General features: G+C 73.2%; 26 protein-coding genes and 1 riboswitch. Of the genes, 17 read left to right on the top strand and 9 right to left on the bottom strand.

The features are described from left to right. Positions 1–65 precede the first annotated feature (65 nt). A complete protein-coding gene (locus tag ACFPIJ_RS31890; RefSeq protein ID WP_380120467.1) occupies positions 66–2,420 on the top strand; it encodes a penicillin acylase family protein in 2,355 nt (784 codons plus the stop codon). Here ACFPIJ_RS31890 and ACFPIJ_RS31885 read toward each other — a convergent pair. Continuing rightward, positions 2,360–2,788 (bottom strand): hypothetical protein, encoded by a 429-nt coding sequence (locus tag ACFPIJ_RS31885; protein ID WP_380120465.1) that lies wholly within the window; start codon positions 2,786–2,788, stop codon positions 2,360–2,362. The two genes, ACFPIJ_RS31890 and ACFPIJ_RS31885, sit on opposite strands and share 61 nt — an antisense overlap. Positions 2,789–2,901: 113 nt before the next feature. Between ACFPIJ_RS31885 and ACFPIJ_RS31880 the strand changes: the two genes are divergently transcribed. Continuing rightward, positions 2,902–3,411: a universal stress protein gene (locus ACFPIJ_RS31880; RefSeq protein ID WP_380120463.1), complete on the top strand. Its 510-nt coding sequence runs from the start codon at positions 2,902–2,904 to the stop codon at positions 3,409–3,411. 21 nt (positions 3,412–3,432) lie between these two features. Here the strand turns inward: ACFPIJ_RS31880 and ACFPIJ_RS31875 are convergent, their stop codons facing one another. Beyond that, positions 3,433–4,128, bottom strand: a complete 696-nt coding sequence (locus ACFPIJ_RS31875) for a suppressor of fused domain protein (protein ID WP_380120461.1) — start codon at positions 4,126–4,128, stop codon at positions 3,433–3,435. Between the two features lie 53 nt (positions 4,129–4,181). Here ACFPIJ_RS31875 and ACFPIJ_RS31870 point away from each other — a divergent pair, with 53 nt between their 5' ends. Next, positions 4,182–4,544, top strand: coding sequence for a DUF2203 domain-containing protein (locus ACFPIJ_RS31870; RefSeq protein WP_380120459.1), 363 nt, complete (start codon positions 4,182–4,184; stop codon positions 4,542–4,544). Positions 4,545–4,581: 37 nt separating this feature from the next. On the opposite strand, the gene ACFPIJ_RS31865 is transcribed toward ACFPIJ_RS31870, so the two are convergent. Together ACFPIJ_RS31865 and ACFPIJ_RS31860 are read right to left on the bottom strand one after the other, a co-directional pair. After that, on the bottom strand, positions 4,582–5,226 hold the full coding sequence (locus ACFPIJ_RS31865) for a nitroreductase family protein (RefSeq protein ID WP_380120457.1): 645 nt from the start codon (positions 5,224–5,226) through the stop codon (positions 4,582–4,584). Positions 5,227–5,315: 89 nt separating this feature from the next. Then, positions 5,316–5,774: an Lrp/AsnC family transcriptional regulator gene (locus tag ACFPIJ_RS31860; RefSeq protein WP_380120455.1), complete on the bottom strand. Its 459-nt coding sequence runs from the start codon at positions 5,772–5,774 to the stop codon at positions 5,316–5,318. Between the two features lie 93 nt (positions 5,775–5,867). On the opposite strand from ACFPIJ_RS31860, the gene ACFPIJ_RS31855 reads away from it, so the two are divergent. Next, entirely contained in the window at positions 5,868–6,782 is a 915-nt protein-coding gene (locus ACFPIJ_RS31855) for a PhzF family phenazine biosynthesis protein (RefSeq protein ID WP_380120453.1), read from the top strand. After that, entirely contained in the window at positions 6,782–7,207 is a 426-nt protein-coding gene (locus tag ACFPIJ_RS31850) for a nucleoside deaminase (RefSeq protein ID WP_380120451.1), read from the top strand. The genes ACFPIJ_RS31855 and ACFPIJ_RS31850 overlap by 1 nt, the downstream gene beginning before the upstream one ends. On the opposite strand, the gene ACFPIJ_RS31845 is transcribed toward ACFPIJ_RS31850, so the two are convergent. Beyond that, positions 7,198–7,845 (bottom strand): TetR/AcrR family transcriptional regulator, encoded by a 648-nt coding sequence (locus tag ACFPIJ_RS31845; protein ID WP_380120449.1) that lies wholly within the window; start codon positions 7,843–7,845, stop codon positions 7,198–7,200. The genes ACFPIJ_RS31850 and ACFPIJ_RS31845 overlap by 10 nt on opposite strands. 94 nt (positions 7,846–7,939) lie before the next feature. On the opposite strand from ACFPIJ_RS31845, the gene ACFPIJ_RS31840 reads away from it, so the two are divergent. Genes ACFPIJ_RS31840 through ACFPIJ_RS31830 form a run of 3 tightly spaced genes read left to right on the top strand, consistent with a single transcriptional unit; the run spans position 7,940 to position 11,552 of the window. After that, positions 7,940–9,352 (top strand): MFS transporter, encoded by a 1,413-nt coding sequence (locus tag ACFPIJ_RS31840; RefSeq protein ID WP_380120447.1) that lies wholly within the window; start codon positions 7,940–7,942, stop codon positions 9,350–9,352. Then, positions 9,349–10,230 (top strand): alpha/beta hydrolase fold domain-containing protein, encoded by an 882-nt coding sequence (locus ACFPIJ_RS31835; protein ID WP_380120445.1) that lies wholly within the window; start codon positions 9,349–9,351, stop codon positions 10,228–10,230. The genes ACFPIJ_RS31840 and ACFPIJ_RS31835 overlap by 4 nt, the downstream gene beginning before the upstream one ends. After that, positions 10,227–11,552, top strand: coding sequence for an NtaA/DmoA family FMN-dependent monooxygenase (locus tag ACFPIJ_RS31830; protein WP_380120443.1), 1,326 nt, complete (start codon positions 10,227–10,229; stop codon positions 11,550–11,552). The genes ACFPIJ_RS31835 and ACFPIJ_RS31830 overlap by 4 nt, the downstream gene beginning before the upstream one ends. Here ACFPIJ_RS31830 and ACFPIJ_RS31825 read toward each other — a convergent pair. After that, positions 11,542–13,635: an MMPL family transporter gene (locus tag ACFPIJ_RS31825; RefSeq protein ID WP_380120442.1), complete on the bottom strand. Its 2,094-nt coding sequence runs from the start codon at positions 13,633–13,635 to the stop codon at positions 11,542–11,544. The genes ACFPIJ_RS31830 and ACFPIJ_RS31825 overlap by 11 nt on opposite strands. Positions 13,636–13,738: 103 nt before the next feature. On the opposite strand from ACFPIJ_RS31825, the gene ACFPIJ_RS31820 reads away from it, so the two are divergent. Beyond that, the gene (locus ACFPIJ_RS31820) at positions 13,739–14,473 is read left to right on the top strand and encodes a VOC family protein (protein ID WP_380120440.1); all 735 of its coding nucleotides are present in this window, start codon (positions 13,739–13,741) and stop codon (positions 14,471–14,473) included. A gap of 3 nt (positions 14,474–14,476) precedes the next feature. On the opposite strand, the gene ACFPIJ_RS31815 is transcribed toward ACFPIJ_RS31820, so the two are convergent. Both ACFPIJ_RS31815 and ACFPIJ_RS31810 read right to left on the bottom strand, forming a co-directional pair. Continuing rightward, complete coding sequence (locus ACFPIJ_RS31815; RefSeq protein ID WP_380120438.1) at positions 14,477–15,379, bottom strand: serine hydrolase domain-containing protein; 903 nt, start codon at positions 15,377–15,379, stop codon at positions 14,477–14,479. A gap of 20 nt (positions 15,380–15,399) precedes the next feature. Continuing rightward, positions 15,400–16,239, bottom strand: coding sequence for an enoyl-CoA hydratase/isomerase family protein (locus ACFPIJ_RS31810; RefSeq protein WP_380120436.1), 840 nt, complete (start codon positions 16,237–16,239; stop codon positions 15,400–15,402). Between the two features lie 169 nt (positions 16,240–16,408). Next, a riboswitch (SAM riboswitch) is annotated at positions 16,409–16,520 on the top strand. A gap of 108 nt (positions 16,521–16,628) precedes the next feature. Here ACFPIJ_RS31810 and ACFPIJ_RS31805 point away from each other — a divergent pair. The 6 genes from ACFPIJ_RS31805 to ACFPIJ_RS31785 are packed head-to-tail and all read left to right on the top strand — an operon-like array spanning position 16,629 to position 22,776. Continuing rightward, positions 16,629–17,798, top strand: a complete 1,170-nt coding sequence (locus tag ACFPIJ_RS31805) for an NAD(P)/FAD-dependent oxidoreductase (RefSeq protein ID WP_380120434.1) — start codon at positions 16,629–16,631, stop codon at positions 17,796–17,798. A gap of 4 nt (positions 17,799–17,802) precedes the next feature. Then, positions 17,803–18,900, top strand: coding sequence for an N-methyl-L-tryptophan oxidase (gene solA / locus ACFPIJ_RS31800; RefSeq protein ID WP_380120432.1), 1,098 nt, complete (start codon positions 17,803–17,805; stop codon positions 18,898–18,900). Positions 18,901–18,910: 10 nt separating this feature from the next. Further along, positions 18,911–20,098, top strand: a complete 1,188-nt coding sequence (locus tag ACFPIJ_RS31795; protein WP_380120430.1) for an LLM class flavin-dependent oxidoreductase — start codon at positions 18,911–18,913, stop codon at positions 20,096–20,098. Beyond that, a complete protein-coding gene (locus tag ACFPIJ_RS64595; RefSeq protein ID WP_460491440.1) occupies positions 20,095–20,208 on the top strand; it encodes a GNAT family N-acetyltransferase in 114 nt (37 codons plus the stop codon). The genes ACFPIJ_RS31795 and ACFPIJ_RS64595 overlap by 4 nt, the downstream gene beginning before the upstream one ends. Continuing rightward, positions 20,205–21,407: an LLM class flavin-dependent oxidoreductase gene (locus ACFPIJ_RS31790; protein WP_380120428.1), complete on the top strand. Its 1,203-nt coding sequence runs from the start codon at positions 20,205–20,207 to the stop codon at positions 21,405–21,407. Before ACFPIJ_RS64595 ends, ACFPIJ_RS31790 begins: the two co-directional genes overlap by 4 nt. A gap of 1 nt (position 21,408) precedes the next feature. After that, positions 21,409–22,776 carry an NtaA/DmoA family FMN-dependent monooxygenase gene (locus ACFPIJ_RS31785; RefSeq protein ID WP_380120426.1) on the top strand — a complete coding sequence of 456 codons (1,368 nt, stop codon included), beginning with the start codon at positions 21,409–21,411 and terminating at the stop codon, positions 22,774–22,776. 98 nt (positions 22,777–22,874) lie between these two features. Here ACFPIJ_RS31785 and ACFPIJ_RS31780 read toward each other — a convergent pair whose 3' ends face one another. After that, the gene (locus tag ACFPIJ_RS31780; RefSeq protein WP_380120424.1) at positions 22,875–23,378 is read right to left on the bottom strand and encodes a nucleoside deaminase; all 504 of its coding nucleotides are present in this window, start codon (positions 23,376–23,378) and stop codon (positions 22,875–22,877) included. Between the two features lie 74 nt (positions 23,379–23,452). Between ACFPIJ_RS31780 and ACFPIJ_RS31775 the strand changes: the two genes are divergently transcribed. Both ACFPIJ_RS31775 and ACFPIJ_RS31770 read left to right on the top strand, forming a co-directional pair. After that, entirely contained in the window at positions 23,453–23,860 is a 408-nt protein-coding gene (locus ACFPIJ_RS31775) for a hypothetical protein (protein WP_380120422.1), read from the top strand. Continuing rightward, entirely contained in the window at positions 23,857–24,717 is an 861-nt protein-coding gene (locus ACFPIJ_RS31770) for a hypothetical protein (protein ID WP_380120420.1), read from the top strand. Before ACFPIJ_RS31775 ends, ACFPIJ_RS31770 begins: the two co-directional genes overlap by 4 nt. Positions 24,718–24,736: the final 19 nt, after the last annotated feature.

Here is a 24,736-nt window from a genome sequence, read left to right as displayed (position 1 = left end):
CCGCCATCAGTCCGCTGCGTCACATCGGAGGAGCCGTGCATCGCGCCCGTCGGATCGTCACACTGTTGTCGGCAGCAGCCCTGCTGACGCCCGCGGTCGTCGGCGTGCCCGCCGGCGCGGCACAGGGCGAGACCGTCGCCTCCGGGGTCTACACGGCCGTGATCAGGCGCACCAGCTACGGGGTGCCGCACGTGCTGGCCGGCAGCGTCGGCAGCGCGGCCTTCGGGCAGGCGTGGGCCTATGCCGAGGACCGGTTCTGCGACCTCGCCGACCAGATCGTCAAGGTCCGCAGCGAACGGTCGCGGTGGTTCGGCCCGGGACCCGACGGTGTGAACCTGGCGACCGACTTCGCGTACCAGTCGCTGGGCCTGGTCGACCGGGCCCGCGACCAGCTGACCCGGCTGCAGCCCGAGGAGCGCGACGTCCTCAACGGCTACGTGCGCGGCTACAACGCGTTCCTCGCCGCCACCGGCGCAGGGAGAGTGCCCGGCTGGTGCGCGGGGCAGCCCTGGATCGGGCCGATCACGGCGGTGGACGTGCTGGCGTACCAGCGCAACATCGCGATCCTCGCCAGCGGTGACGCGCTGCTCGGACCCATCGCCACCGCCGCTCCGCCATCGAGCCTCGATGCGCGCCTGCCGGTCGGCGCGGCCGTCACCACCGACGGGCTGCAGGGCCTGCAGGAGCAGCGGGCGCTGTCCAGCAACGGGTGGGCGCTCGGCGCGGACAAGTCCCAGACGGGGCGGGGCATGCTCGTGGGCAACCCGCACTTCCCGTGGGAGGGCGAGCTGCGATTCTGGGAATCGCAGCTGACCGTGCCCGGCAATCTCAACGTCTACGGCGCCAGCCTCGGCGGGTTGCCCGGCGTGCAGATCGGGTTCAGCGACAAGGTCGCGTGGACGCACACGATCGCCGAGGGGTCCCGGTTCACGTTCTACTCGGTCGACCTCGTGCCCGGCTCGCCGACCACGTACCTCGTCGACGGCCACCCCGAGGCGATGACCTCCAAGCAGGTGACGATCCGGGTCAACAACCAGAACGTCACCCAGACCATGTGGTTCACCCGGTACGGGCCGGTCCTGGACCTGTCGGCCATCGACCCGGCGTTCGGTTGGACCACGACGACGGCGTACACGTATCGCGACGCCAACATCGACAACGACCGGCTGCTGCGGGTCTGGCTCAACATGGCCCGCGCCACCGACGTCAACGGGCTGCGCGCCTCGATCGGGCGGGACCAGGGCATCCCGTGGGTCAACACGATCGCGACCGACTCGGCCGGCAACGCCTGGTACGCCGACTCGTCGCCGACGCCGAACCTGTCCGACGCCTCCATCGCCGAATGGGCCGCCCATCCGCTCGGCGCCCTCAACGGCAGCGACAGCGCCAACGCCTGGGTCGTGCAGGCGGGCGCGCGCTCGCCGGGCCTGATCCCGTTCGCCCGGCAGCCGCAGCTGCTGCGCCGCGACTACGTGTTCAACGCCAACGACAGCCACTGGGTGCCCAACCAGAACCAGTTCCTGACCGGGTTCTCACCGTTGCAGGGCGGCGAGTTCACCCCGCTGTCCGCGCGCTCCCGGCAGAACCTGCGACTGATCAACGGCACCAACCGGTTCGACCTGACCGGCCTGGGCACCGCCATCCTGTCCGGCGACTCGCTGACCGCCGCCGACCTGGCCGGCTACGTGGTCACGGCCTGCCGCGCGCAGGGCACCCGCCCGGTGTCCGTCGGTGGCACCGCGGTCGACATCAGCGCCGGCTGTGCCGCACTCGCCGGCTGGGACCGGCTGTTCGAACCGCAGAGCCGCGGCGCGGTGCTGTGGCGCGAGACGATCGGCGCGGTCCTCGCCGAGCACCCCGACGCGCTCACCGTCGCCGGGCCGCTGTTCGGCGTGCCGTTCAACCCCGCGGACCCGGGCCGCACCCCACGCGGCGCCCCGGCCGACCCGGCGCCGCTGCTCACCGGCCTCGCCGGCGCGATCCTGCGGCTGCGGGCCGTGGGCCTGCCGCTCAACGTCCAGCTGCAGTCGGTGCAGTACACCGTCAAGGCGGGCCAGCGCATCCCGGTGCCCGGCTCCACGGAGAACGTCGGGATCGCCAACATGGCGCAGTACGAACCGTTCCCGGGCTCGTCCCGGGAGCCGTTCATGAACCCCGGCACGTTCGTGGACGGCAGCGACCTCACCGACCGCGGTTACGTGGTCAACTACGGCACCAGTTTCCTGCTGACCCTCGCCTACACGTCCTCGGGGCCGTCGGCCCGGTGCATCCTGACGTTCAGCGAGTCCGCCGACCCGGCGTCGCCGTACTACGCGGACCAGACCCTGCTGTGGTCCCGCAAACAGCTGCGCGACTGCCGCTACTCGGAGTCGTCGATCGCGGCCGACCCCAAGCTGTCGGTCAAGACGGTCTGGGGGTGAACGAGGACGGTCAGCAGGTCCCAGACGTGCGCGAGGAGTTCCTTGCGTACCAGCGGATCCGGCCAGGCGGCGAGCAACCGCAGCCACTCGTCCGGCGCGTCGGTGCGATCGATACCGGCCAGCAGCGCCTGCGGGTCGCCGTGCGGCACGCGGTCCACCGGCACGCGCCCGGACTCGACGAGCGCCAGGAAGGTGCGGCGGCCACCGGCTTCGGTGAGGGTGGCGACCTGCTCCGGGGTCAGGTGTTCGCGCCGGGCGAGGAGCGGCAGGATGTGCGGGTCCGCGGCCGCGATGAGCGCGTCGACGTCCCCGGCCGGCAGCGCGGGGTGCTCGGCCAGGTAGAGCAGCGTCTCATGCCTGTCGCGCATGGGGCCTGAGCCTACCGAGCTCCGGGCGGCGACCTGCTCCGGCAATGGCTCGGCGGCTGACGACCACCCGGGCCTCACCCTGTCCGCACAAGATCCGTGGGTACGTGCCGCAGATGGCGACTGACGCACCGGTCATCTTCGGGTACGACGGCTCCGCCGCCGCGCAACGGGCGGTGCGCGACGCGGCGCCGCTGCTCGGGTGGCAGGCGGCGCTCGTGGTCACGGTCTGGGAGGCCGGCCGGCTCTTCGAGCCCGCGACCATGCCCCTGATCGGTCTGGAGATGCCACCGACCGTGCTGGATCTGCGCACCGCGATGGAAGTGGACGCCGAGTTGTACGAGGCCGCCAAACGCACCGCCCAGCACGGCGCTCACCTCGCCCGGGAGTGCGGGTTCGCCGACGCCTCCGGTCTCGCCATCGCCGATGACGAGTCCGTCGCCGACACCCTGATGCGCGTCGCCCGGGAGCGGCGCAGCCCCGGCATCGTGGTCGGCGCGCACGGCCACCGCAAGCTCAGCGAACTGCTGCTGGGCAGCACCTCCGACACCCTCGTCCACAAGGCCGACCGCCCGGTGGTCGTGGTCCGCGCCCAGAGCAAGGAGGACCGTTCCCAGGTGGGGTGACGCCAGGGTGCGTGCCGAACGTCAGGCGAACGACGGCCGGTCCGGGTCCAGCAGCTCGGTCACGCCGCCCCGGTCGAGGGCCTCGATGAGTGCGCCGGTGCCCTGGGTCACCTTGAGCGCCACCTCGGCCGGGTGCAGCGGCACCAGGGCGAGGAGGTCGATCACGGTCCCGTCGCCGACGACGATGCGGTGCCCCGCCTCGGGCACCGTGAGCATCGGAGTGACGACGACGCCGGCGAACGGTGTGCCGTCGGCGTAGGGCACCGCCGGGTCGCCGTTCGGCACCGAGTGCCACGGGCCGATCCAGGTCCGGTATTCGTGCGGCAGCCTGGCCACCTGCTTCAGCATCCGCACCGGCCAGCCGGTCCGGTCGTCGTGCAGCGCGGCCTGCGTCATCGGCCAGTCGGCCGGCAGGCACAGCATCAGCTCCGCGTAGGGGCTGATGCCGTGCCCGTCCGGGACCGTCATCGGTTGCTCGCTCATGCCGGACGTGATGAGCGTCCGGTACGGCCGGCGCTCGGTCGGCTCGACCAGGTAGACATGGACCCCGACGAGGTGCGACGCGACCTCGTGCAGCACGAACTCGACCGGGCCGAGGAATTCGGCGATGTGCCGGTCGATGGCCTCCGCCACCTCCTGCCGCGGCCCCTCCGAGGCCACGAACCCGTCATACACCGGCTCGTGCCGCAACAGTCCCGACCCGCTCACGTCATCCACGACTCAGGACCCTAAGTCATCGCCCGGTGGGGCGGGGTGCCACGCTGGCGGGTATGGGTCTGTACACGCCGGCGTCGGCGCGCCTGGAACTCGCCCGGCTACGGCCGCTGCTCGACGAGCTCGTCACCGTCCGGGCGGACACGGCCGAGCTGGCCGCATCGCTCGCCCCCGGGGGTGACCCGACCCCGCTCGGCGGACTGCCCGAGTACAAGGCGAGCGCCGCCCGGCTCGACGAGCTGGTGACCGCGGTGCAGCAGCCCGGCATCCAGCTCAAGGGTCTCGCCCCGCTGCTGCTGGACTTCCCGGCCGAGTTCGACGGCGTGCCGGTGCTGCTGTGCTGGCTGGAGGGCGACCAGGACCTCGCCTGGTTCCACCGCGCCGACCTCGGCTTCGCCGGCCGCCGCCCACTACCCTGACGCCGCGGTCCGTCGGGCTGGTGCAGCCCTGGCCGGGCTACCAGCGGTCCAGGTGCAGGACGGAGTCCAGGGGCTCGCGCGGGGCGGGCTTGAACGTGTCGCCGGTGTAGTACGCGGTCGGGATGAGCACGCCCTGGCGGACGTCGTCGGGGATGCCGAGCAGCTCGGCGACCTCCGCCTCGTAATCGAGGTGCAGGGTGGTCCAGGCGGTGCCGAGGCGGCGGGCGCGGGCGGCGAGCATGTAGCTCCACGCGGCCGGCAGCAGCGAGCCCCACACGTCGGCCTGGTTGTCGGCGGACAGCTTGGCGACCCGGCGGCAGGCGAGGACCAGCACCGGCACGTCGCCCATGCGCTCGCCGAGCCAGGCGGCGCTCTCCCCGACCCGCAGCTGGGTCGCCTGGCGGGTGGGGTTGTCGGCGTACCGCGTCGAGTTGGGGCCGCCGGCCTCCGCGTACGCCCGGAAGGCACGCCGGTACACCTCGCCGATCACCCGGCGCGGCTCGGGGTCGGTCACCACGATCCAGTGCCAGCTCTGCGCGTTGGAGCCCGACGGGGCCTGCAGCGCGATCTCCAGGCACTCCCGGATCAGCTCCATCGGCACCGGACGGGACAGGTCCAGGCGCTTGCGGACCGACCGGGTCGTGGTCAGCAGCTCGTCGGGCGACAGCGGAAGCGTCGACATGGGCACCCCATTCGTGACGAGCCAAACACTACGCGCGGCGGTCCTGCCCGGTGCCGCGGCGGCCAAACCAGGCCGGGAAGGCAACGGCGCTACGCGGAAGGCGACAGGGACGGGACGGCGCGGTCGGCCACGACCTCGTACACCAGGTCGGTGGTGATGGAGCCGATCCGCGCCAGGTCCGAGGTGATCCGGGCCAGGTCCGGCATGTCGGCGGCGAGGACCTCGACGACGTAGCAGGCCTCGCCGGTCACCCGCACGCACCGCACGATCTGCGGCTCGCGGGCCAGGATCGCGGCGACCTTGTCGTACAGCGCGCCGTGGACCTTCATGCGCACCACCGCCCGCAGCGGCAGCCCGCACGCGACCGGGTCGACCCGGGCCGCGTAGCCGGTGATCACGCCCCGCTCCTCCAGGCTCTTCAGCCGGGCCCGCGTCGCGGACACGCCCAGGTGGATCGCGGCGGCGAGGGTGGTCAGCGACGCGCGGGCGTCCTCCTGCACCGCGGCGAGCAGCTGCCGGTCCAGCTCGTCGAGCGGGGGTGCGGTCATCGCGGCAGGTTACCGCAACTTTTGCGCCCGCCCGCCCGGGATACCGCAGGAACGGGCTACGTCACAGCCGTCCCCGGTCGTAGCGTCGTAGTCGTGACCGAGATCCAGTTCGTCTACGTCGACGTGTTCGCCGCCACCCCGCTCACCGGGGCGCCGCTCACCCTCGTCCCCGACGCGGACCACGTGACCGACCAGCAGATGCGGGCCGTCGCCCGTGAGTTCAACCAGTCCGAGACGACGTTCGTCCAGCGCGCGACGGTGGCGCCGGCGACCCGGCGGCTGCGGTCGTTCACCCCGACGGGCCAGGAGGTGTACGGGGCCGGCCACAACGCGCTCGGTGCCTGGCTGCACCTGGCCTCCTCCGGCGAGCTGCGGCTGGACGGCGACGACACCACGTTCACCCAGCACATCGGCGAGGACGTCCTGCCGGTCCACGTGCACCGCGACCCCGACGGCGCGATCACCGTCACGATGGACCAGTCGCCGCCGGTGTTCGGCGCGGTGGTCACCGACCGGGCTGAACTCGCCGCGGCGCTCGGGCTGCGCGAGGACGACCTGGTCGCCGACCGCCCGGCGCAGGTGGTGGACACCGGCGCGGGTCACCTGCTCGTGCCGGTCCGCGACCGCGCCGCCGTCGACCGGGCCGCACCCGACGGTGCCCGGCTCACCGCCGCACTGCGGGAGGTCGGTGGCGAGGGCTGCTACCTGTACACCGGCGACACCGTGGACAGCAGCGCCACCGCCTACGCGCGGTTCTTCAACCCGGCGATGGGAATCTGGGAGGACCCGGCGACGGGCACGGCGGCCGGACCGCTCGGCGCGCAGCTGGTCGCCGGCGGCGTCGTCGAGCCGGCGGCGTCGGGGACCGCGACCGTGGTCGTCGAGCAGGGGCACTCGATGGGCCGGCCGAGCCGGATCACCGTGACGGTGAACGGTTCCCAGGTGCAGGTGAGCGGCTCCGGCCTGACCGTCGCCCGCGGCACCATGACCCTGCCTGAGGAGGCCTGATGACACCCGAGGAGGAGCGGTTCCTGCTCCGCGCGATCGAGCTCGCGACCCTGGCCCGGGCGGCCGGTGACGCGCCGTTCGGGTCGCTGCTCGTCGGACCCGACGGGCAGGTCCTCGCCGAGGAGCACAACACCGTGCTGTCCGACGGCGACATCAGCGCCCACCCGGAGCTCAAACTGGCCCGCTGGGCGGCCCGCAACCTGCCCGCCGACGTCGCGGCCGGCACCACGATGTACACCAGCTGCCAGCCGTGCGGGATGTGCACCGGCGCCATCGACCGCTCCGGGTTGGGCCGCGTCGTCTACGCCCTGTCGGGGGAGCAGCTCGGGGCGCTCAAGCCCGGCGGCGGGTTCGCGCCGGTCCCGCAGGAAGGGCCGCTGCTCTACGCCGAGGCCCGCGCGGCCGTGGACGGCTACTACACCTGACCTTCGCCGGCTCGCGCTTCGCGCGACACTGCGAAGGCGCGCAGGAAGGTGCTGACGCCGGCGACGACAGCGCGGTCCAGCTCGTCGGCGGGGACCGGACGGGTGCCGAGCCGTGACAACGCCGGCAGGTCACCGGCGACGAGCGCCATGAACTGCGAGGCGGCGGTCATCACGTCGTCGATGTCGAGGTGCCCGCGGTTGGCCAGCCGGGCGAGCCGGCCGGCGAGGGCGTTGACGACGGGGACGCCGCCCTGGCTGACCACATCGTCGTACAGGTCGGCGAAGCGGCCCGCCTCCGCATACAGCAGGCGCTGCAACGCCCAGCCCTCGTCGCTGAGCTGGCACTCGATCACCAGGTGCGCCACCCGGGTCAGCTCGGCGGCGAGGTCGGCGTCGTCGTCGATGGTGTCCAGGGCCGCGATGATCCGCGCCGCGGTGCGGCCGGCGCCGTCCCGCATGACGGTGCGGAAGAGCGTCTCCTTGTCGTGGAAGTGGTTGTAGACGGTGGGCTTGGCCACGCCGGCGAGCTGCGCGATGGCGTCGACGCCGGCCAGCTCGTAGCCCTGCCGGGTGAAGACCTTGCCCGCCGCCTCGAGGATCGCCGAGCGCTTGTCGAGCCGGCCGCGTGTGGTCGTCACCCGTTGAGCGTACCGCACGGTCCAGAACATTGAACTTGCAAGTTTGAACTCATCGGTTCAATATGACTTGCCTATCGGTTCAATGGGAGTTGCCATGCGGAGAGAACGGGCCGGCTTGTTGCTGGCGGCGGTGGTGGGTGCGGAGTTCATGCTGCAGCTCGACGGCACGATCGTGGCGGTGGCGCTGCCGGACCTGCAGCGGGAGCTAGGGCTGTCGACCGGCGCCCTGACCTGGGTGGTCAACGGGTTCCTGCTCGCGTTCGGCGGCGGGCTGCTGGTCGCCGGTCGGGTCGGTGACCTGCTCGGGCACCGGCGGGCGTTCCTGGCCGGCATCGCGCTGCTGACCGCCGGTTCGGCCCTGGCCGGGCTGGCCCCGGCGACCGGCTGGCTCATCGGCGGGCGGGTCGTGCAGGGCGCGGGCGCGGCCCTCGCGGGACCGGCCGGCCTGGCCCTGCTGTCGCTGAGCTTCGACGCCGAGCGGCGCGAGCGGGCCCTGGGCGTCTACGCGACCGTGACCGGCCTGGCCGCCGGCGCCGGCATGCTGCTCGGCGGGCTGCTGACCTGGGCCGGCGACTGGCGCTGGACGCTGCTGGTCAACGTGCCCGTCGGGCTGGTCGTGCTGGTCCTGTCGGCGCGGCTGGTGCCGGCCCGGGCGGCCGGCACCGCCGGCGGGCGCCTCGACGTCGCCGGGGCGCTGCTGTCCGCGTCCGGCACGACCGCGCTGGTCTTCGGGTTCGTCCGGGCCGCCGGGCACGGCTGGCGGGACACCACCGCCGTCTCCGCGCTCGGCTTCGCGGTGCTCGCACTGGCGGTGCTGGCGGTGACGCAACGGCGGGTCAGCGACCCGCTGCTGCCGCCGCGGGTGTTCGCCGACCGGGGCCGCGCCGGCGCGTTCGCCGCGCTGGTCCTGCTCGCGTTCGTGCTGACCGGGTTCCTGTTCTTCCTGACGCTGCTGCTGCAACGCGTCTTCGACCTGGACCCGCTGCGCACCGGCCTGGGCTTCCTGCCGTTCGGCCTCGCACTGATGCTGGCCGCCCGCACCGCGCCGGCGCTGCTGCGGCGGATGCGGCCGCAGCTCCTCGCGGTGTGCGGGCTGCTGCTCGTCGGCGCCGCGATGCTCATCCTCAGCCGGGTCGGGGCGGGCAGCGGTTACCTGACCGCGGTCCTCGGCCCCGAGATCCTCCTCGGCCTCGGCGCGGGCGCGACGATCGTCCCGCTCAACGTCATCGTGCTCGCCAGCACCGGACCCGCCGACGTGGGCGTCACGTCCGGGGTGCTGCAGGCCGCGCTGTCGATCGGTGGTTCCCTCGGCCTGGCGGTGCTGCTGAGCGTCTCCGCCGGTGCCGACGGCATCGCCGGCGGGGTGGCGCGGGCCTTCCTGGGTGGTGCGCTCGCGGCGGCGCTCGCGGTGCTGGTGGCCGCTGCGGTGTGGTTCACCCCGTCCGGCCGGACGCCGGAGGCGACCGAGGACCTCGCGGAGCTCTCGGACCAGGAGGCGACCGCGTGACCGGCGACCTGTCGGACCTGGTGGATCCGGACCTGCGGCAACGGTTCCTGCATCCGGTCGCCGGTATGGGGCCGGTCTGGCGCGGGCCGTGGTCCGGCGACGTCGACGAGGTGACACCGGCCGGTGGCCCGGTCCTGCGCCGATACCGTCCAGCCGGGGCGGCGCCCGACGGTCCGGTGGCGTTGTTCGTCCACGGCGGCGGGTTCACCGCCGGCACCCTGGAGCAGTTCGATCCGCAGTGCATCCGGTACGCCCAGCAGGCGCACTCCACCGTCGTCTCGGTCGGGTACCGGCTGGCCCCGGCCCACCCGTTCCCGGCCGCCGTCGACGACTGCGACGCCGCCTGGACCTGGCTGCGGGACACCGGCATCGACGCCGCGGCGCTCATCGGCAGCAGCGCCGGCGCGGCCATCGCCGCCGGGCTGGCGCTGCGGCTGCGCGACCGCGCCGACCCGCTGCGGCCGCGGTTGTTGCTGCTGCACGCGCCGGTCCTCGACGACCGGCACGACACCGCGTCCAGCCACCAGATCACCGACCTCCGCACCTGGCACCGGGCCGCATCCCAGGCCGCGTGGCGGGCGTACCTCGGCGCGCTGGAGGACATCCCGGCGCAGGCGGCACCGGCAAGGGCCGCCGACCTGACCGGGCTGCCGCCGACCTGCCTGGTGGTCGGCGAGCTCGAACCCAACCGCGACGAGACGCTGCAGTTCGCGGCCCGGCTCGCGGCCGCCGGGGTCCGCACCGAACTGCACCTCTACCCGGGCGCCTACCACGGCTTCGACATCAAGGACCCCGACTCGGCGCCGGGCCGGGCGTCCCTCGACGCGCAGGCCGCCGCGCTCGCCCGGGCGCTGTCCGCAGGGAAGGAACCGGCGTGACCGTACCCCGGCAGCTCCACCTCAACGTCCACCTCGTCGGTGCCGGGCTCGGCGTGCACCCGGCCGCGTGGCGGTGGCCGGCCGCCGACCCGGCCGCGTTCGCCGACGTCGACCGGTGGGTCGAGGCGGCCCAGGTCGCCGAGCGCGGCCTGCTGGACGCCGTGTTCCTCTCCGACGTGCCCGGCCGGTGGGGCGACATCACCCACGACCCGCAGGGCGCGTACTACCTCGAACCGACCCTGGTGCTGACCGCGATCGCCCGCGCCACCGAGCGGATCGGGCTGATCGGCACGGCGTCCACGACGTTCAACGAGCCGTTCAACATCGCCCGGCGGTTCCATACCCTCGACCTGATCAGTCACGGCCGGGCCGGCTGGAACGCGGTGACGACGTTCGTCCCCGTCGTCGCGGACAACTTCGGCGGCACCGGCATCGCGCCGCGCGGCGACCGGTACGCCCGGGCGAACGAGTTCGTCGATGTGGTCCTCGCCCTGTGGCGCGGCCTGCCGGCGGGCGCGTTCGTCGCGGACGTGGCGTCGGGGACGTTCACCGACCCGGCGCTGCTCCGGCCGATCGGGCACGCCGGCGCCCACTTCCAGGTCCGCGGGCCGCTGCCCCTGCCGCCGTCGCCGCAGCGGTATCCGCTGATCGTGCAGGCCGGCGCCTCCGATGACGGCCGGGAACTCGCCGCCCGCACCGCCGACGCCGTCTTCTCCGGCGCGGTCACCGTCCCGGCCGCGGCGGCGTACGCGGCCGACATCCGCGCCAGGGCCGAGCGTCATGGCCGCGACCCGGCCGCGGTGACGGTGCTGCCGGGCCTGCTGACGTCGATCGGCGGCACCGAACGCGAGGCCCTCGACCGGCTCGCGGCCCTCGATGAGCTGGCCCAGCGCGACGACGCCCTGCCCGGCCTGGCGGCCAAGCTGCACCTCGACCCGGACACGCTGCGGCTGGACCACCCCGTGCCGCCGCGGCTGCTGCCGGAACAGCCGGACGAGCCGGGCGGGCCCGTGCTGCACGCCGGCGCGCTGCGGCTGGCCCGGCAGGGCCTCACGGTCCGCGACATCCTGCGGCGGCTCTGGCGCTCCGGGCACCTCGTTGCCGCCGGCGCCCCCGAACAGGTCGCCGACGTCGTGCAGGCATGGTTCGAGGCTGGCGCCGCCGACGGGTTCACGCTCATGCCCGACGTCATCGCCGACGGGCTGCCCGCGTTCGTCGACCACGTCGTGCCGGTGCTGCAACGCCGAGGCCTGTTCCGCACGCAGTACCGCGAGACGACCCTCCGCGAGCGGTTCGGCCAGGCCGCCCAGGTCAACTGCTGACGCGGCGGCCCGGGCGCCACCAGTTCGCGGCGCCGAGCAGCGACATGACGGCGGGCAGCAGCAGGCCGCGCACCACGGTGACGTCCAGCAGCACGGCCACGGTCATGCCGACGCCGATCTCCTTCACCGCGATCAGGTCGCCGAGGGCGAAGCCGAGGAAGACGATGCCGATCGCCAGGGCCGCGGTGGTGACGACCGGGCCGGTGGCGGTGATGCCGGCGAGGACGGCCCGGTCGTTCGCGGCCCGGTCGTCGCCGGTGCGCCGGTCCCACTCCTCCTTGATCCGGGCCAGCAGGAACACCTCGTAGTCCATCGACAGCCCGAAGATGAACACGAACAGCAGCAGCGGTGTGGTGAGGTCCAACGCGCCCCACGGTTCGAAGCCCAGCAGCGCCGAGCCCCAGCCCCACTGGAAGACCGCGACGAGGACGCCGAGCGTGGCCAGCAGGGTGAGGACGTTCATGCACAGGGCCTTCACCGGCACCACGACCGAGCCGGTCAACGCGAAGAGCAGGATCGCGGTCGCGACGACGATGACGGCGACCGCGATCGGCAGCCGCGACGCCACGGACTCCCTCGCGTCGATCAGCTCCGCGGCGGGCCCGGCGACCAGGACGGGAACGCTGGTGTCCATGGCCCGCAGCTGCCGCACGAGGCGTTGGGCCGGTTCGCCGTCGGCGGGGCCGGCCGGGCGCAGGTCCACGACGGTGACCCCGGCCGGCAGGTCGGAGCGCAGGTCGAGCTCGGCCTCGCCGGTCAGCTCGCGCACCCGGGCGAGGACGGCACGCACCGGCGGCTCGTCCTTGCCGGCCTCGATGAGCACGGTGACCGGCTGCGTGGTCCATTTGGCGAAGTCGCGTTCGACGGCCTCGTATGCCAGGCGCTCCTCGCTGCCGGTGGGCAACGACCGCGCGTCGGAGTTGGCCAGGGTGACCTGCAACAGCGGCAGGCTCAGCAGGACCAGGCCGGCGGTGACGCCGAGCGCCACGAGCATCGGGCGGCGCTGCGCGAACGCGGCCAGCCGCGCCAGCACGCCGCTCGTGCGCTTGGTCTTGCTCTTGCTTTTCCGGGGGGCGGGGATGCGCGCGTGGGCGACGGCGATCAGCGCCGGTACCAGCGTCAGGCCGGCGATCGTGGCGAGGCAGACGACCAGTGCGCCGCCCAGCGCCATCGCGGCGAGGAGCGGTTCGGCGAACGCGAACAGCCCCGCGAGGGCCGCCCCGACGGCGAGGCCGGACACGAGCACGGCCCGGCCGGCGGTCGCGACGGTCCGCGCGAGCAGTTCCGGCACCGCCGCCTTGCGGTCCGCGGCCCGCTCCTCACGGAAGCGGGTCAGGATCAGCAGGCTGTAGTCGACCGCGAGCCCGAGGCCGAGCAGGGTGACGACGTTGACCGCGTACTCGCTCACCGGCACCGCCGCGGCGAGCCCGGTCAGCGCCAGCAGCGTCGCCGCGACCGTGGCGAGGGCCGTGGCCAGGGGCAGGCTACCGGCGACCAGGCCGCCCAGGACGACGGCGAGAGCGACGCAGAGCACCACCAGCGCGACGGTCTCACCGATGGCGGCGTCCTTGACGGCCTGCTCGCCGAAGGTGCGCTCGGCGAGGACCTCCCCGCCGACCAGGACGGGAACACCGGTGTCGATGCGGCGCAGCACGGCCGTCACCCGGTCGGCGACGGCCAGGGCCTCGTCGTCGCTCAGCCCGGGCTTCAGCTCGACGGTGACGAGCGAGCTCTGGTTGTCCGGCGAGACCTGGCCGGAGCCGGCGGTGTACGCGTCGGTGACGGCAGCGACGCCCGGGATGGCCCGGATCTCGAACATCACCCGGCTGGCCTGGTCGACCAGCGCGGTCGCGTTGAAGTCCCGCCCGGAGATCACGGCCACGACGCGCTCGCCCTCCGGCGCGAGCCGGTCGATGCGCGCCTGCGCCACCGCGGACTCCGCGTCCGGCCGCAGGCTGTCCACCGACTGCGTCCGGTCGTAGACGGAACCTCCGAACACCGCGCCGGCGAGGGCGATCACGACCCAGCCGGCGAGGACCAGCATCCGGTGGTTGGCGGTCCACCGGCCGAGCGATGCAAGCACCGCAGCCTCCTCGGGCCGCCGCCGACGTGGCCGCTGCCGACGTCATCCAACATCGACATCGACGGTCCCGCAACGGCCGAAATATCGCTCTACACTGTAGAGCGTGACTGAGTCGCAGATCGAACCCAATGAAACGACGGTGCCACTGCTGCCGTGCACGTCGCCGGAGGAGACCCTGGCCTTCTGGCGCGCCCTCGGATTCGCCGTCACGTGGGAGCAGACGAAGCCGTATCTGTACCTGGCGTTCCGGCGCAGCGGCTTCGAGCTGCACTACTCCCGCGCAGCCCCCGACGTCGACCCGGCGCGCGAGTGGACCGGCGGCTGCCTGGTGATGGTCGACGCGGTCGCGCCCTATCACGCGGCGTTCACGGCGGCGATGCGCGGCGCCTACGGCAAGGTCCTGGCGAAGGGGCTGCCCCGGATCACCCGGTTCCGTCCCGGCGCCTCCCGCTTCACGGTCATGGACCCGTCGGGCAACTCGATTGTCTTCATCCAGCGTGGCGAGCCGGCTGAGGTGGAGTACGGCGGCTCCAAACGGCTCACGGGACTCGCCAGGGTGCTGGACAACGCGCGGGTCCTGCGCGAGTTCAAGAACGACGACCTGGCCGCCTTCCGGGCGCTGAACTCGGGACTGCGCCGGCACGGCGACACCGCGTCACCGGTGGAGCAGGCGACCGCCCTGGCCGCGCTGATCGAGCTGTCGACCGCCTTCGAGGAGCCGGACCGGGTGGCGGAGTGGGGCGCCAGGCTCGGCGGGCTCACGCTGACCGAGGACGAGCGCGGTCAGGTCCGGTCCGCCGTCGCCGATCCGACCCTCCTCGCGCCGTGGCTCACCTGAGGCTCATTCGAGGCGGTCGACGACCAGTTCGTGGATCGCGTCGAGCAGCTCGACCTCGCGCTCGGAGTGCGCGGTCACGGTCACGGCGGCGCGCAGCTGGGGGCAGATGACGGCGTACTGACCGTAGCGGCCGTCCATCCGGAACATGGGGGACCGGTCGAGCCAGACGCCCAGGCCGTAGCCGTGGGTGAACCGCTCGCCCTCGGTGATGGCGCTGGTGTCGGCCGGGTCGGCGGTCAGCCGGTGCACGTAGTCGGCGGGGAGCAGCCGGCGGCCGTCCCACTCGCCCTCCTGCAGCAGCAGCTGGGCGAAGCGGGCCAGCTCGTGGGTGCGCAGGAACAGGTCGCTGGCCGCGAACGGGAACCCGAGCGGGCACGCGTGCCAGGCCGGGTTGTGCAGGTCCAGCGGTGCGAACAGCCGGGGGAGGAGGTAGGAGCGCAGGTCGGCGCCGGTGACCCTGGCGATGACCCGGCCGATCGCATACGGCCCGGAGTCCGTGTACGCGAACCGCGTGCCGGGCGCGGCGTCCAGCAGCGTGGCGACGATCTCGTGGAGCAGGTCGGCGGCGTCGACGCGCTGGTCGGCGAACCACTCGTGGCTGGTGCCGCTGGACATCGTCAGCAACTGCCGCAGCGTCACCGCCTCGACCCCGTCGGCGGCCACGGACCGCAGCTCGGGGAAGTGGTCCAGGAGCCGGTCCTCCAGGGTGAGCCGGCCCTCCGCCTCGGCGAGCCCGAGCGCGACCGAGGTGAACGTCTTGGCGACCGAGTACAGGTTGACCCGGTCGTCGGAGCGGACCCGCCGCTCGACCGGCGGGCTGCCCTCGCGGTGCAGGTGGATCCCGTAGACCCCCAGGCCGCGCTCGCGGTCGGCGCGGATGAAGTCGTCAAGCAGCTCGTCGCCCACCGGCGCATCGTACAAGCCGGTTACCCAAGGAGCCGGTCGGCGGAGATGCCGAACATCTCGTGAGCGACGCCGAAGCCGAGGTCGTGCACCAGCCGGCGTTTCCAGGGCCGCTGCACGATCGCGTGGGTCAGCCGGCGGGCGGCTCGGGGGCTCTTCATGATGGTCTCGGCGAGCTCCCACGCGCGGGGCAGCAGCCGCTCGGCGGGCAGCACCTCGTTGACCAGACCGAGTTCCAGCGCCAGCCGCGCGGTGATCGGTTCGCCGGTGTACAGGTGGTAGGCGGCCCGCTTGGTCCCGATGAGCTCCTGCAGCGTCAGCTGCTGGCCGTCACCGGGGGCCACGCCGGTCGGCAGGTGCGGGTCGATGATGGTCGCCGTCTCGGCGGCGAGGGTGATGTCGCACAGCAGCGCGAACTCGGTGTGCGCGATGCTCGGGCCGTTGATCGCCGCGATGGTGGGGATGTCGATGCCGAAGATGAAGTTCTCCAGCAGCTTCGTCGCGTCGTAGTACGTGTGCTCGTAGGCGAAGTCCTTCGGGAACGGCTGCCGCATGAGCTCCCTGGTCGCCTCGTCGGGGGCGGGGCTGGCGCCGGCGGCGAGCCACTGGTCACCGGTGCCGGTGAGGATGAGGACCTCGTTGTCGGGGTCGTTGCCGATCTCCTGCCAGGCCTGGCCCCAGGCGTTGTGGGTGGCGAAGCCGAACTGGGCCGGCCCGCCGCCGGTGTGCATCCGCAGCTCGATGATCCCGTCGCGGCGTTGCATGACGAAGTAGTCCGCGTACTTCTCCGCGTACGCCTCGAAGCTGGGTCGTGGCACGTAGCCGCCCGAGCGGGCCTGCCACTCGTGGAGTTCCTTGGTCATCGGGCACCTCTCGAATCGGAGCAGTGCTCCGATATTACGGAGCACTGCTCCGCTTGTCCATGACCCTGTGATCTCGGACGCACGGTAATCCTATGGGTTTAGTAGACATTCGCGCTGTGGACCTTTATCGTTGCTGATGTCAGACCACTGGGCTGGCGGTGAACGTCCGTGTTACGAGTGCCAGCGTCCAGCCCCGGCTAGCTGGCCGGCAACCCTCCACCGCGACGGGGTGCCCCGGGTGACGACACGACCGCACAACGACCGTGCGGTAAGCATGCGGCCCGCACCGCCCCGGGCCTCGGCCGAGGGAGAGCACATGACCCAGCCAACCCCCTTCCCGCCGCGCGATTGATGCACGGCATCCCCAACCCAGCGCCCGGGTGCCGGCGATGAACGGCGGCAGGCGCGCCGAGATCGGCATCATCGGCGCCGGCGTGCACGGCCTCAGCGCCGCCTACCACCTGGCCCGCCGGGGCGTGCCGACGGTCGTGTTCGAGCGCGGCGAGCGGGTCGGCGGCCCCACCGGGCAGGCCAGCGGCGTCGTGCGGTCCTACTACACCAACCCGTTCCTGGCCGGGGTCGCCCGGGACAGCACCGAGATCCTCGCCGACTTCGACACCCGCGTCGGCGGCCACAGCGGCTACGTGCAGACCGGCGGGCTGTACCTGCACGGCGCCGGCGACGTCACGGGCGTGCGCGCCACCGCCGCCGGCCTCGCCGCCGCCGGGATCGGCCACACCGTCCTGGGCCCGGACGACCTGGCGGACCGGTTCGCGTACCTGAACCTCGACGGGACCGCGGTCGGCGTGTGGGAGGACCGGGCCGGCTACGCCGACCCGCGGCGCACCGCGCTCGGCTACGCGGCCCGCGCCGTCGAGCACGGCGCCGTGCTGCTGGAACACGCCCCGGTCCGGGAGATCAGCGAGGGCACCCACGCAGTACGGGTCGTCACCGGAGACGGCACGCGGCACGAGGTGGAGCGGCTGCTGGTGGCCGCGGGACCGTGGACCGTCCCGCTGCTGGCTCAGGTCGGCGTCACGCTGCCGCTGACCGCCGAACGGCACGTCGTCGCCGGGCTCGGCCACGCGCCCGCCGACGCGCCACGGGCCGTGCCGTACGTCCTCATCGACGTCCAGCACGGCTACTACTCCCGGCCCGCCGGCGCCGGGCACTACCTCCTCGGCCCCCTCGCACCCACCACGGCAACCGACCCCGACGACTACGCCACCGCGATCACCGACGACGAGTTCGACTGGCTCGCCGTCCGCGCCGCGCTGCGGGCCCCGATCCGCGGCCGCGCCGTGCGGGAGCGCGGCTGGGCGTCGCTGTACGACGTCAGCCCCGACTGGCAACCCGTCACCGGGCAGGTCAGTTCCCGGGTGTACGTCGACGCGGGGACGAGCGGGCACGGGTTCAAGCTCGCCCCGGTCTGGGGCGACCACGTGGCCCGGCTGCTCATCGCCGACGCCGACCCCGGCCTCGCCCAGTTCGCTCCCGGCCGCTTCGCCGCCGGTTCGGTGTTGGCCAGCGGCTACGGCGCCGCACGAATCCTGGGTTGAGGCGATGACACAGCTCGACGTCGTGGTGGTCGGTGGCGGGGCGATGGGCTCCGCCGCCGCCTGGCAGCTCGCCCGCCGGGGCATGCGGGTGGCGCTGCTGGAGCAGTACGAAGCCGGCCACACCAACGGCGCGTCACACGGCGCGTCCCGCATCTTCCGGCTGTCCTACCCCGACCCAGTCCACATCGGACTCGCCCGGGAGGCCCGGCGGCTCTGGCGGGAACTCGAGGACGTGACCGGCGCCCGGCTGCTGACCGTCACCGGCGGTGTCGACCACGGCGACCACCCGTTCCTGCAGGACCTCGCCGACGGGCTGGCCGCCGCCGGGGTGCCGCACAGCTGGCTCACCCCGGCGGAGGCGGCCGAACGGTGGCCCGGCATCCGGTTCGACACCCGCGCGCTGTTCCACCCCGACAGCGGGCGGCTGCACGCCGACCATGCCGTCGCCGCCCTCCAGGACGCCGCGGCGAAGGAGGGCGCGGAGGTGCGGCATTCGACGCCGGTGACGGCGATCGAGGTCCTCGGCGACGACACGGTCCTCGTGCACACCGACGGCGGCAGCTACCGCGCCCGCCGGGTCGTGGCCGCGGTCAACGCCTGGGCCGCCAAGCTCGTCGGCGGGCTGGCGCCGCTGCCGCCGCTGCGGGTCACCCAGGAGCAGCCGGCGCACTTCGCCGCCCGTGTACCGGAGGACGGCTGGCCGAGCTTCGGCCACCGCTTCGCCGACCCGGATCACTTCTACGGCGGGATCTACGGCCTCGCCACGCCCGGGGAGGGCATCAAGGTCGGCTTCCACGGCGTCGGCCCCGAGGTCGACCCGGACCACCGCGACTTCACCCCGGAACCCGCGCAACTGGCCGCCCTGCGCGAGTACACCCGCAGGTGGCTGCCGGGCGTCGACGCCGACGTGTTCACGCCGATCAGCTGTACGTACACCACCACTCCCGATTCGATCTTCGTGCTGGACCGGCACGGCCCGGTCGTCGTGGCCACCGGCTTCTCCGGCCACGGCTTCAAGTTCGTGCCCGCGATCGGCCGGGTCCTGGCCGACCTCGCCCTGGACGGCACCCGCCCGGACCCGCGCTTCGCGTTCAACCGATGAGAGGAACTCCATGAGCACAACCCCCTTGGCCGTCCTGGACCTCATTCCACGCAGCAGCGGCGCCGGCACCGGCGACGCCGTCCGCAACGCGATCGACCTGGCGCGGCAGGCCGAACGCCTCGGCTACCAGCGGTACTGGTTCGCCGAGCACCACCTGAACCCCGGCGTGCTCGGCGTGTCCCCGGCCGTGTCCATCGCGCTCGTCGCCGGCGCCACCAGCACCATCCGGCTCGGCTCGGCCGGGGTCCAGCTCGGGCACCGCCAGGCCCTCGCCACCGTCGAGGAGTTCGGCCTGCTCGACGCCGTGTACCCGGGCCGCCTGGACCTCGGCCTCGGCCGCTCGATCGGGCGCCAGAAGCCCGCCCCGGCCGCCGACCAGCACACGGCCGCCGTCTCCGCGTACGTGGCGAACCGCGGCGGCGGGGCGCACACCGTCGAGCAGCGCGCCGACAACGGGCTGCTGCTGCCCAAGCAGTACGACTTCAGCCTGCTCCTGGCCAACTCCGCGACCAAGTTCGCCACGCTGCTGGACCTGCTGCAGCAGCCCGGCGCGTACACCCCCGACTACGACACACAGGTCAGCGACATCCTCGCCTTCCTCGCCGGCACGTACGTGTCGCCCGGCGGCGTCGAGGTGCACACCTACCCCGGCGAGGGCGCCGCGGTGCAGGTCTGGATCCTCGGCGCGTCCGGCGGCTCCAGCGCGACCGTCGCCGGCGAGAAGGGCCTCAGGTTCGCCGCCAGCTACCACCACAGCCCGAGCACCGTCATCGACGCGGTCGACGCGTACCGGGCCGCGTTCCGCCCGTCCGAGGACCTGGCCGCGCCGTACATCTCCGTGTCGGCGGACGTCGTCGTCGGCGACACCGACGAGCACGCCGCCGAGCTCGCCTCCGGCTACGGCCTGTGGGTGCGCAGCATCCGCGGCGGTTCGGGCGCGATCCCGTTCCCCACCCCGAAGGAGGCGGCCGCGCACGAGTGGACCGCGGCGGACCGCGAACTCGTCCAGGACCGCATCGACACGCAGCTCGTCGGCTCGCCGCAGACGGTCGCCGACAAGCTCGAACAGCTGCGGGACGCCACCGGCGCGCACGAACTGGCCGTCACCACCATCACCCACGAGCACGCCGACCGGGTCCGCTCCTACGAGCTGCTGGCACAGGAGTGGATCCGCCGCGGCCACTGGAGCCAGGCATGACCGGACGCGACAACACCACCGCCATCCGGCTCTACCAAGCGCTCGGCTTCGAGATCCGCCGCGCCGTGCTGTTCTCGGCGCTGCGCAGCCCCGGAAGGAACCCACAGTGACCCATCTCCACCTGGCGGTCGCGCTGGACGGCGCCGGCTGGCATCCGGCGGCCTGGCGCAGCCCCGCCGCGCGGCCGCACGACCTGTTCACCGCCGCCTACTGGACCGGCCTGCTCGCCGAGGCGCAGCGCGGCCTGCTGGACTTCGTGACGATCGACGACTCGCTCACCATCCAGTCCGCGGACCACTTCGCCGCCGACAGCCGCACCGACCAGGTCCGCGGCCGGCTGGACGCGGCCCTCATCGCGGCCCGCATCGCCCCGGGCTCCGCACACATCGGCATCATCCCGGCGGTCAGCATGACCCACACCGAGCCGTTCCACACGTCGAAGAACATCGCCACGCTCGACTACATCAGCACCGGCCGGGCCGGCATGCAGGTGCGCGTCGGCGGGCTGGGCGGCGAGGCGGCGCTGTTCGGCCGGCGCTCGTCGCCTCCGGCGTTGAGCTTCGAGACCCTTGCCACGCCGGAGGTCGAGCAGTTCATCGCCGAGCGGTTCGACGAGGCGGCCGACTACATCGAGGTGGTCCGCCGGCTGTGGGACAGCTGGGAGGACGGCGCCGAGATCCGCGACCGGGCGACGGACCGGTTCATCGACCGGGACAAGCTGCACCGCATCGACTTCGAGGGCCGCTGGTTCTCGGTGCGGGGGCCGTCGATCACGCCCCGCCCGCCGCAGGGCCAGCCGGTGGTCACCGTCCTCGCGCACTCCACCGTGCCCTACCGGCTGGCCGCCCGGCAGGCCGACGTCGTCTTCGTCACCCCACACGACCCGGCCGGCGCGGCCGCCATCCTGGCCGAGGTCCGGCAGGAGGCCGGCGACGCGCAGCTGCAGGTCTACGCCGACCTGGTGGTGTTCCTCGGCGCCGACGCCGCTTCCCGCAAGGAACACCTCGATTCGCTCGACGGTGCTGAATTGTTCTCCGACGCGCGCATTTTCGCCGGTACGGCGGAAGCCCTCGCCGACCACATCGAGGAACTGCACCGACTCGGCTACGACGGGATCCGGCTGCGACCCGGGGTCCTGCCCTCCGACCTGACCGCCGTCACCGATCAGCTCGTGCCGGTCCTGCAGCGGCGCGGCCTGTTCCGCGACCGCTACTCGGCCACCACGCTGCGCGGCCAGCTGGGCCTGGACCGTCCCGTGAGCCGCTACCAGGCTCTTTCAGCCGGAACTTCAGTCGGAACGGACGCTTGAGATGACCAGACCCAGGAAGCAGATCATCCTCGGCGCCTACCTCGGGGGCGTCAACCACCAGACCGTGTGGTCGGACCCGGCCGCCGGCAGCCAGATCGAGTTCGCGTCGTTCCAGCACGCCGCCCAGACCGCCGAGCGGGGGAAGTTCGACTTCTTCTTCCTCGCCGAGGGGCTGGCGCTGCGGGAGCGGCTGGGCCAGATCTTCGACCAGGACGTCATCGGCCGCCCGGACAACATCACCGTGCTCACCGCCCTGGCCGCGGTCACCTCGCACCTCGGGCTGATCGCCACCGTGAACGCCACCTTCAATGAGCCCTACGAGCTCGCCCGGCAGCTGGCGACCGTCGACCACCTGTCCGGCGGCCGGGCCGGCTGGAACATCGTCACCTCGTCGGACGCCTTCACCGGCGGCAACTTCCGCCGCGGCGGCTTCCTCAAGCGCGAGGACCGTTACATCAGGGCCGAGGAGTTCCTCGCGGTCGCCCGGCGGCTGTGGGACTCCTGGTCCGCCGACGACGTCCTCGCCGACGCCGGCTCGGGGCAGTTCCTGCGCCGAGCCGACGCGGGCGAGTTCGCCTTCAGCGGCAAGCAGTTCGACATCAGCGGCCGGTTCACGGTGCCCCGCAGCCCGCAGGGCCACCCGGTCATCCTGCAGGCCGGCGTCTCCGCCGAGGGCCGCGAGTTCGCCGCCGGCGGCGGCCCCGACGCGATCTTCTCCCCGTTCCACACCCTCGCCGAGGCGCAGCCGTTCTACCGCGACATCCAGGAACGCTCGGCCCGCCACGGCCGCCCCGCCGGATCGACCAAGGTCCTGCCCGGCGCCTCGTTCGTCCTCGGCGACACCGAGGCCGACGCGATCGAACGGCACCGCGAGATCGCCCTGGCGCAGATCAGCGGGCGCGGCGCGCAGATCCTGCTCGAGACCGTGTGGAACCGCGACCTGTCCGGCTACGACCCGGACGGCCCGCTGCCCGACGTGGACCCGGACCCCGCCGGGCCGCTCGTGATCCAGGGCCGGGCCCGCATCCACCAGGACGCCCTCGACACCGTTTCGAAGTGGCGGGCGCTTGCTGCCTCAAACGGCTTCTCGCTGCGGCAATTGGCGGTGCACGTGTTCGGGCACACCGAGTTCGTGGGGACGCCCGCGCAGGTCGCCGACCGCCTTGACGCGTTCGTGCAGAACGACGGCTCGGACGGGTTCATCATCGGGTCGCACCTGACCCCGACGGGCCTGGACGAGTTCGTCGACAAGGTGGTGCCGCTGCTGCAGGAGCGCGGCTCGCTGCGCACCGAATACGACGGCACCACGCTGCGGGACAACCTCGGCATCCCCGCGTACGCCGACCGTTCCTCGTTGACGGCGGCGTAGTTCGCCACGTCGTGCGGCGCCGCCTCCTTCCGGGCTTCGGTCCGGGGCGTCGTTCGGGCGTCTTGGTGGGGTTGTTGTCGGGCTTTGTCGGGCTCGTGTCAGTCGGGTAGGTCGGCGACTGTCCGGGCCCACTCCCGAAGCGGCGAGTCGGCCGCCGTCGCGCTGTAGCGCCGGAACAGCTCACGGCTCTCGGCGCGACGGATGCCGCCGCGCATCGCCGGTGCCTCGTACCACGCCATCCCGGGGCCGGGACGCCACGACGCGGCGATGCCGGCCGCGCCGTCACCGGGGGACTCCAGCGCGAAGTACACCTCGCGGACGCCGAGCGACATCGCCGCGCCGAGGCACATCACGCACGGCTCGAGAGTGACCGCGAGCCGCAGCGGCTCCGGCCGGTCCCGCCATCCCAGCGTCTCGTCGGCCTCGATCATCGCGAGCAGGTCGGCGTGCACCAGCCGGCGGCCATGGGTGCGTTCGCCGGTGTACGCCCAGCCGACGACCTCGTCACCGGCCACGACCACGGCTCCGATCGGCAGCTCACCGGCGGCCAGCCCGGCCTGCGCCGCCTCGATCGCGGCGCCGAGCATCTCATCGGGGGTCACCCGCCCATCCTCGCCCGGCGGCTGCCGCGCCGCATCCTTGACAGCCGTCCGCCTCCTACCGTGATGATGGCGCCGTGAAAGCCGCGATCATCGTCCTCGTCCTCGTCATCCTCGCCGTGCTCGTCGACGGATGGTTGCGGCAGCGGCGTCGCGCGACGGCAGCCCGGGCCGCCGGCACCGTCCGGGGCGAGCTGGTGGTGAGTGCGGTGCAGGAGCAATGGCGTACCGGCGACGCCAACGACGACAAGCTCAACCGCGAGTACGACGTCCGGCTGGCGGTCGACGCCACGCTCACGGGCCCGGGACTGGCCGGCCGGCACCGCTACGACGTCACGCTCGTCAACCGCGACGCGCCCCGCATCGTGGCCGGTGCCCGCTTCCCCTGCGACGTCCAGCCGTCCGACCCGACGGCGATCCGGGTGTACGTGCGGCCCGGCGCCCCCTTCGAACGCTTCGAGAACGGCCGCCCGGTCACCGCGTGAGCGACGTCGACTGGGCCGCCGTCTACGGCTGCAACGGCACCTCGGGCCACGTGCCGGAGCTGTTGCGCGCCCTGGCGGGGCCTTCGCCGTCGCCTGCGTACGCGGAGCTGTTCGACCACCTGTACCACCAGGGCACCCGATGGCAGGCCACCGCCGTCGTGATGCCGTTCCTCGTGGCGCTCGTCGATGACCCGGCCACCCCGGACCGGGCGGCGCTGGTGCACCTGCTGGCGACGGTGGGCATCGGCGACCACCGCGACGACGCGCTGCCGTTCGACGTCGACGCCGCCTACCCGTCGGCGTCCTCCATCACCGACTCGCAGCTGCTGCTGTTGAACCGGTTCCTCGACGAGGGCTGGGACGACGAGCCCGTGGGCGACTTCTACTGGGACATGTCGGGGCCGGACCGGTGGGCGCGGGACGCGTACCGGGCCCTGGCCGCCCACGCCGCGACCGTCGCCGGTTGGGTGAGTGACCCGGATCCGGCTGTCGCGGCCCGTTCCGCGGCGCTGCTGGCCTGGTTCCCGCCTGCACCCGGGGCGCTGGAGGCGTTGCTCGCGGTGTCCGATGGGCCCGTCGGAGCGAGTGCCAACCTGACCCTGGCCCATCTGCCGGTCGCCGATCCGCGCATCGACCGGCGGCTCGAGGCGCTGCTGGCCACACCGGACGAGCAGGTCGCGCTGACGGCGGCGATCGCCCTGGCGTACCGGCACGGCGGGGCCACGCCCGAACCGGCGCTGACGATGCTCGCCGTCGCCGCCGATCACGACCGGCCGCTGCCCGCCGACGTCCCCGGCTGGGAGCGGCGGGCGCTGCGCGGTTTCGTGTCACTGGCCCTCACCCGGATCGGGTGGTGAGCCTGGTTCTGGTGGTTCT

Source organism: Dactylosporangium cerinum (genome assembly GCF_042653625.1).
Taxonomy (GTDB): domain Bacteria; phylum Actinomycetota; class Actinomycetes; order Mycobacteriales; family Micromonosporaceae; genus Dactylosporangium; species Dactylosporangium cerinum.
This window is presented reverse-complemented; position numbering and strand designations above follow the sequence as displayed.

Coding starts and splice junctions, on each gene's coding strand:
- ACFPIJ_RS31810 (WP_380120436.1), bottom strand. CDS start 16,239: ATGACCAAGGAACTCCACGAGTGGCAGGCCCGCTCGGGCGGCTACGTG.
- solA (WP_380120432.1), top strand. CDS start 17,803: ATGACACAGCTCGACGTCGTGGTGGTCGGTGGCGGGGCGATGGGCTCC.
- ACFPIJ_RS31785 (WP_380120426.1), top strand. CDS start 21,409: ATGACCAGACCCAGGAAGCAGATCATCCTCGGCGCCTACCTCGGGGGC.
- ACFPIJ_RS31885 (WP_380120465.1), bottom strand. CDS start 2,788: ATGCGCGACAGGCATGAGACGCTGCTCTACCTGGCCGAGCACCCCGCG.
- ACFPIJ_RS31870 (WP_380120459.1), top strand. CDS start 4,182: ATGGGTCTGTACACGCCGGCGTCGGCGCGCCTGGAACTCGCCCGGCTA.
- ACFPIJ_RS31880 (WP_380120463.1), top strand. CDS start 2,902: ATGGCGACTGACGCACCGGTCATCTTCGGGTACGACGGCTCCGCCGCC.
- ACFPIJ_RS31850 (WP_380120451.1), top strand. CDS start 6,782: ATGACACCCGAGGAGGAGCGGTTCCTGCTCCGCGCGATCGAGCTCGCG.
- ACFPIJ_RS31805 (WP_380120434.1), top strand. CDS start 16,629: ATGAACGGCGGCAGGCGCGCCGAGATCGGCATCATCGGCGCCGGCGTG.
- ACFPIJ_RS31840 (WP_380120447.1), top strand. CDS start 7,940: ATGCGGAGAGAACGGGCCGGCTTGTTGCTGGCGGCGGTGGTGGGTGCG.
- ACFPIJ_RS31865 (WP_380120457.1), bottom strand. CDS start 5,226: ATGTCGACGCTTCCGCTGTCGCCCGACGAGCTGCTGACCACGACCCGG.
- ACFPIJ_RS31860 (WP_380120455.1), bottom strand. CDS start 5,774: ATGACCGCACCCCCGCTCGACGAGCTGGACCGGCAGCTGCTCGCCGCG.
- ACFPIJ_RS64595 (WP_460491440.1), top strand. CDS start 20,095: ATGACCGGACGCGACAACACCACCGCCATCCGGCTCTACCAAGCGCTC.
- ACFPIJ_RS31795 (WP_380120430.1), top strand. CDS start 18,911: ATGAGCACAACCCCCTTGGCCGTCCTGGACCTCATTCCACGCAGCAGC.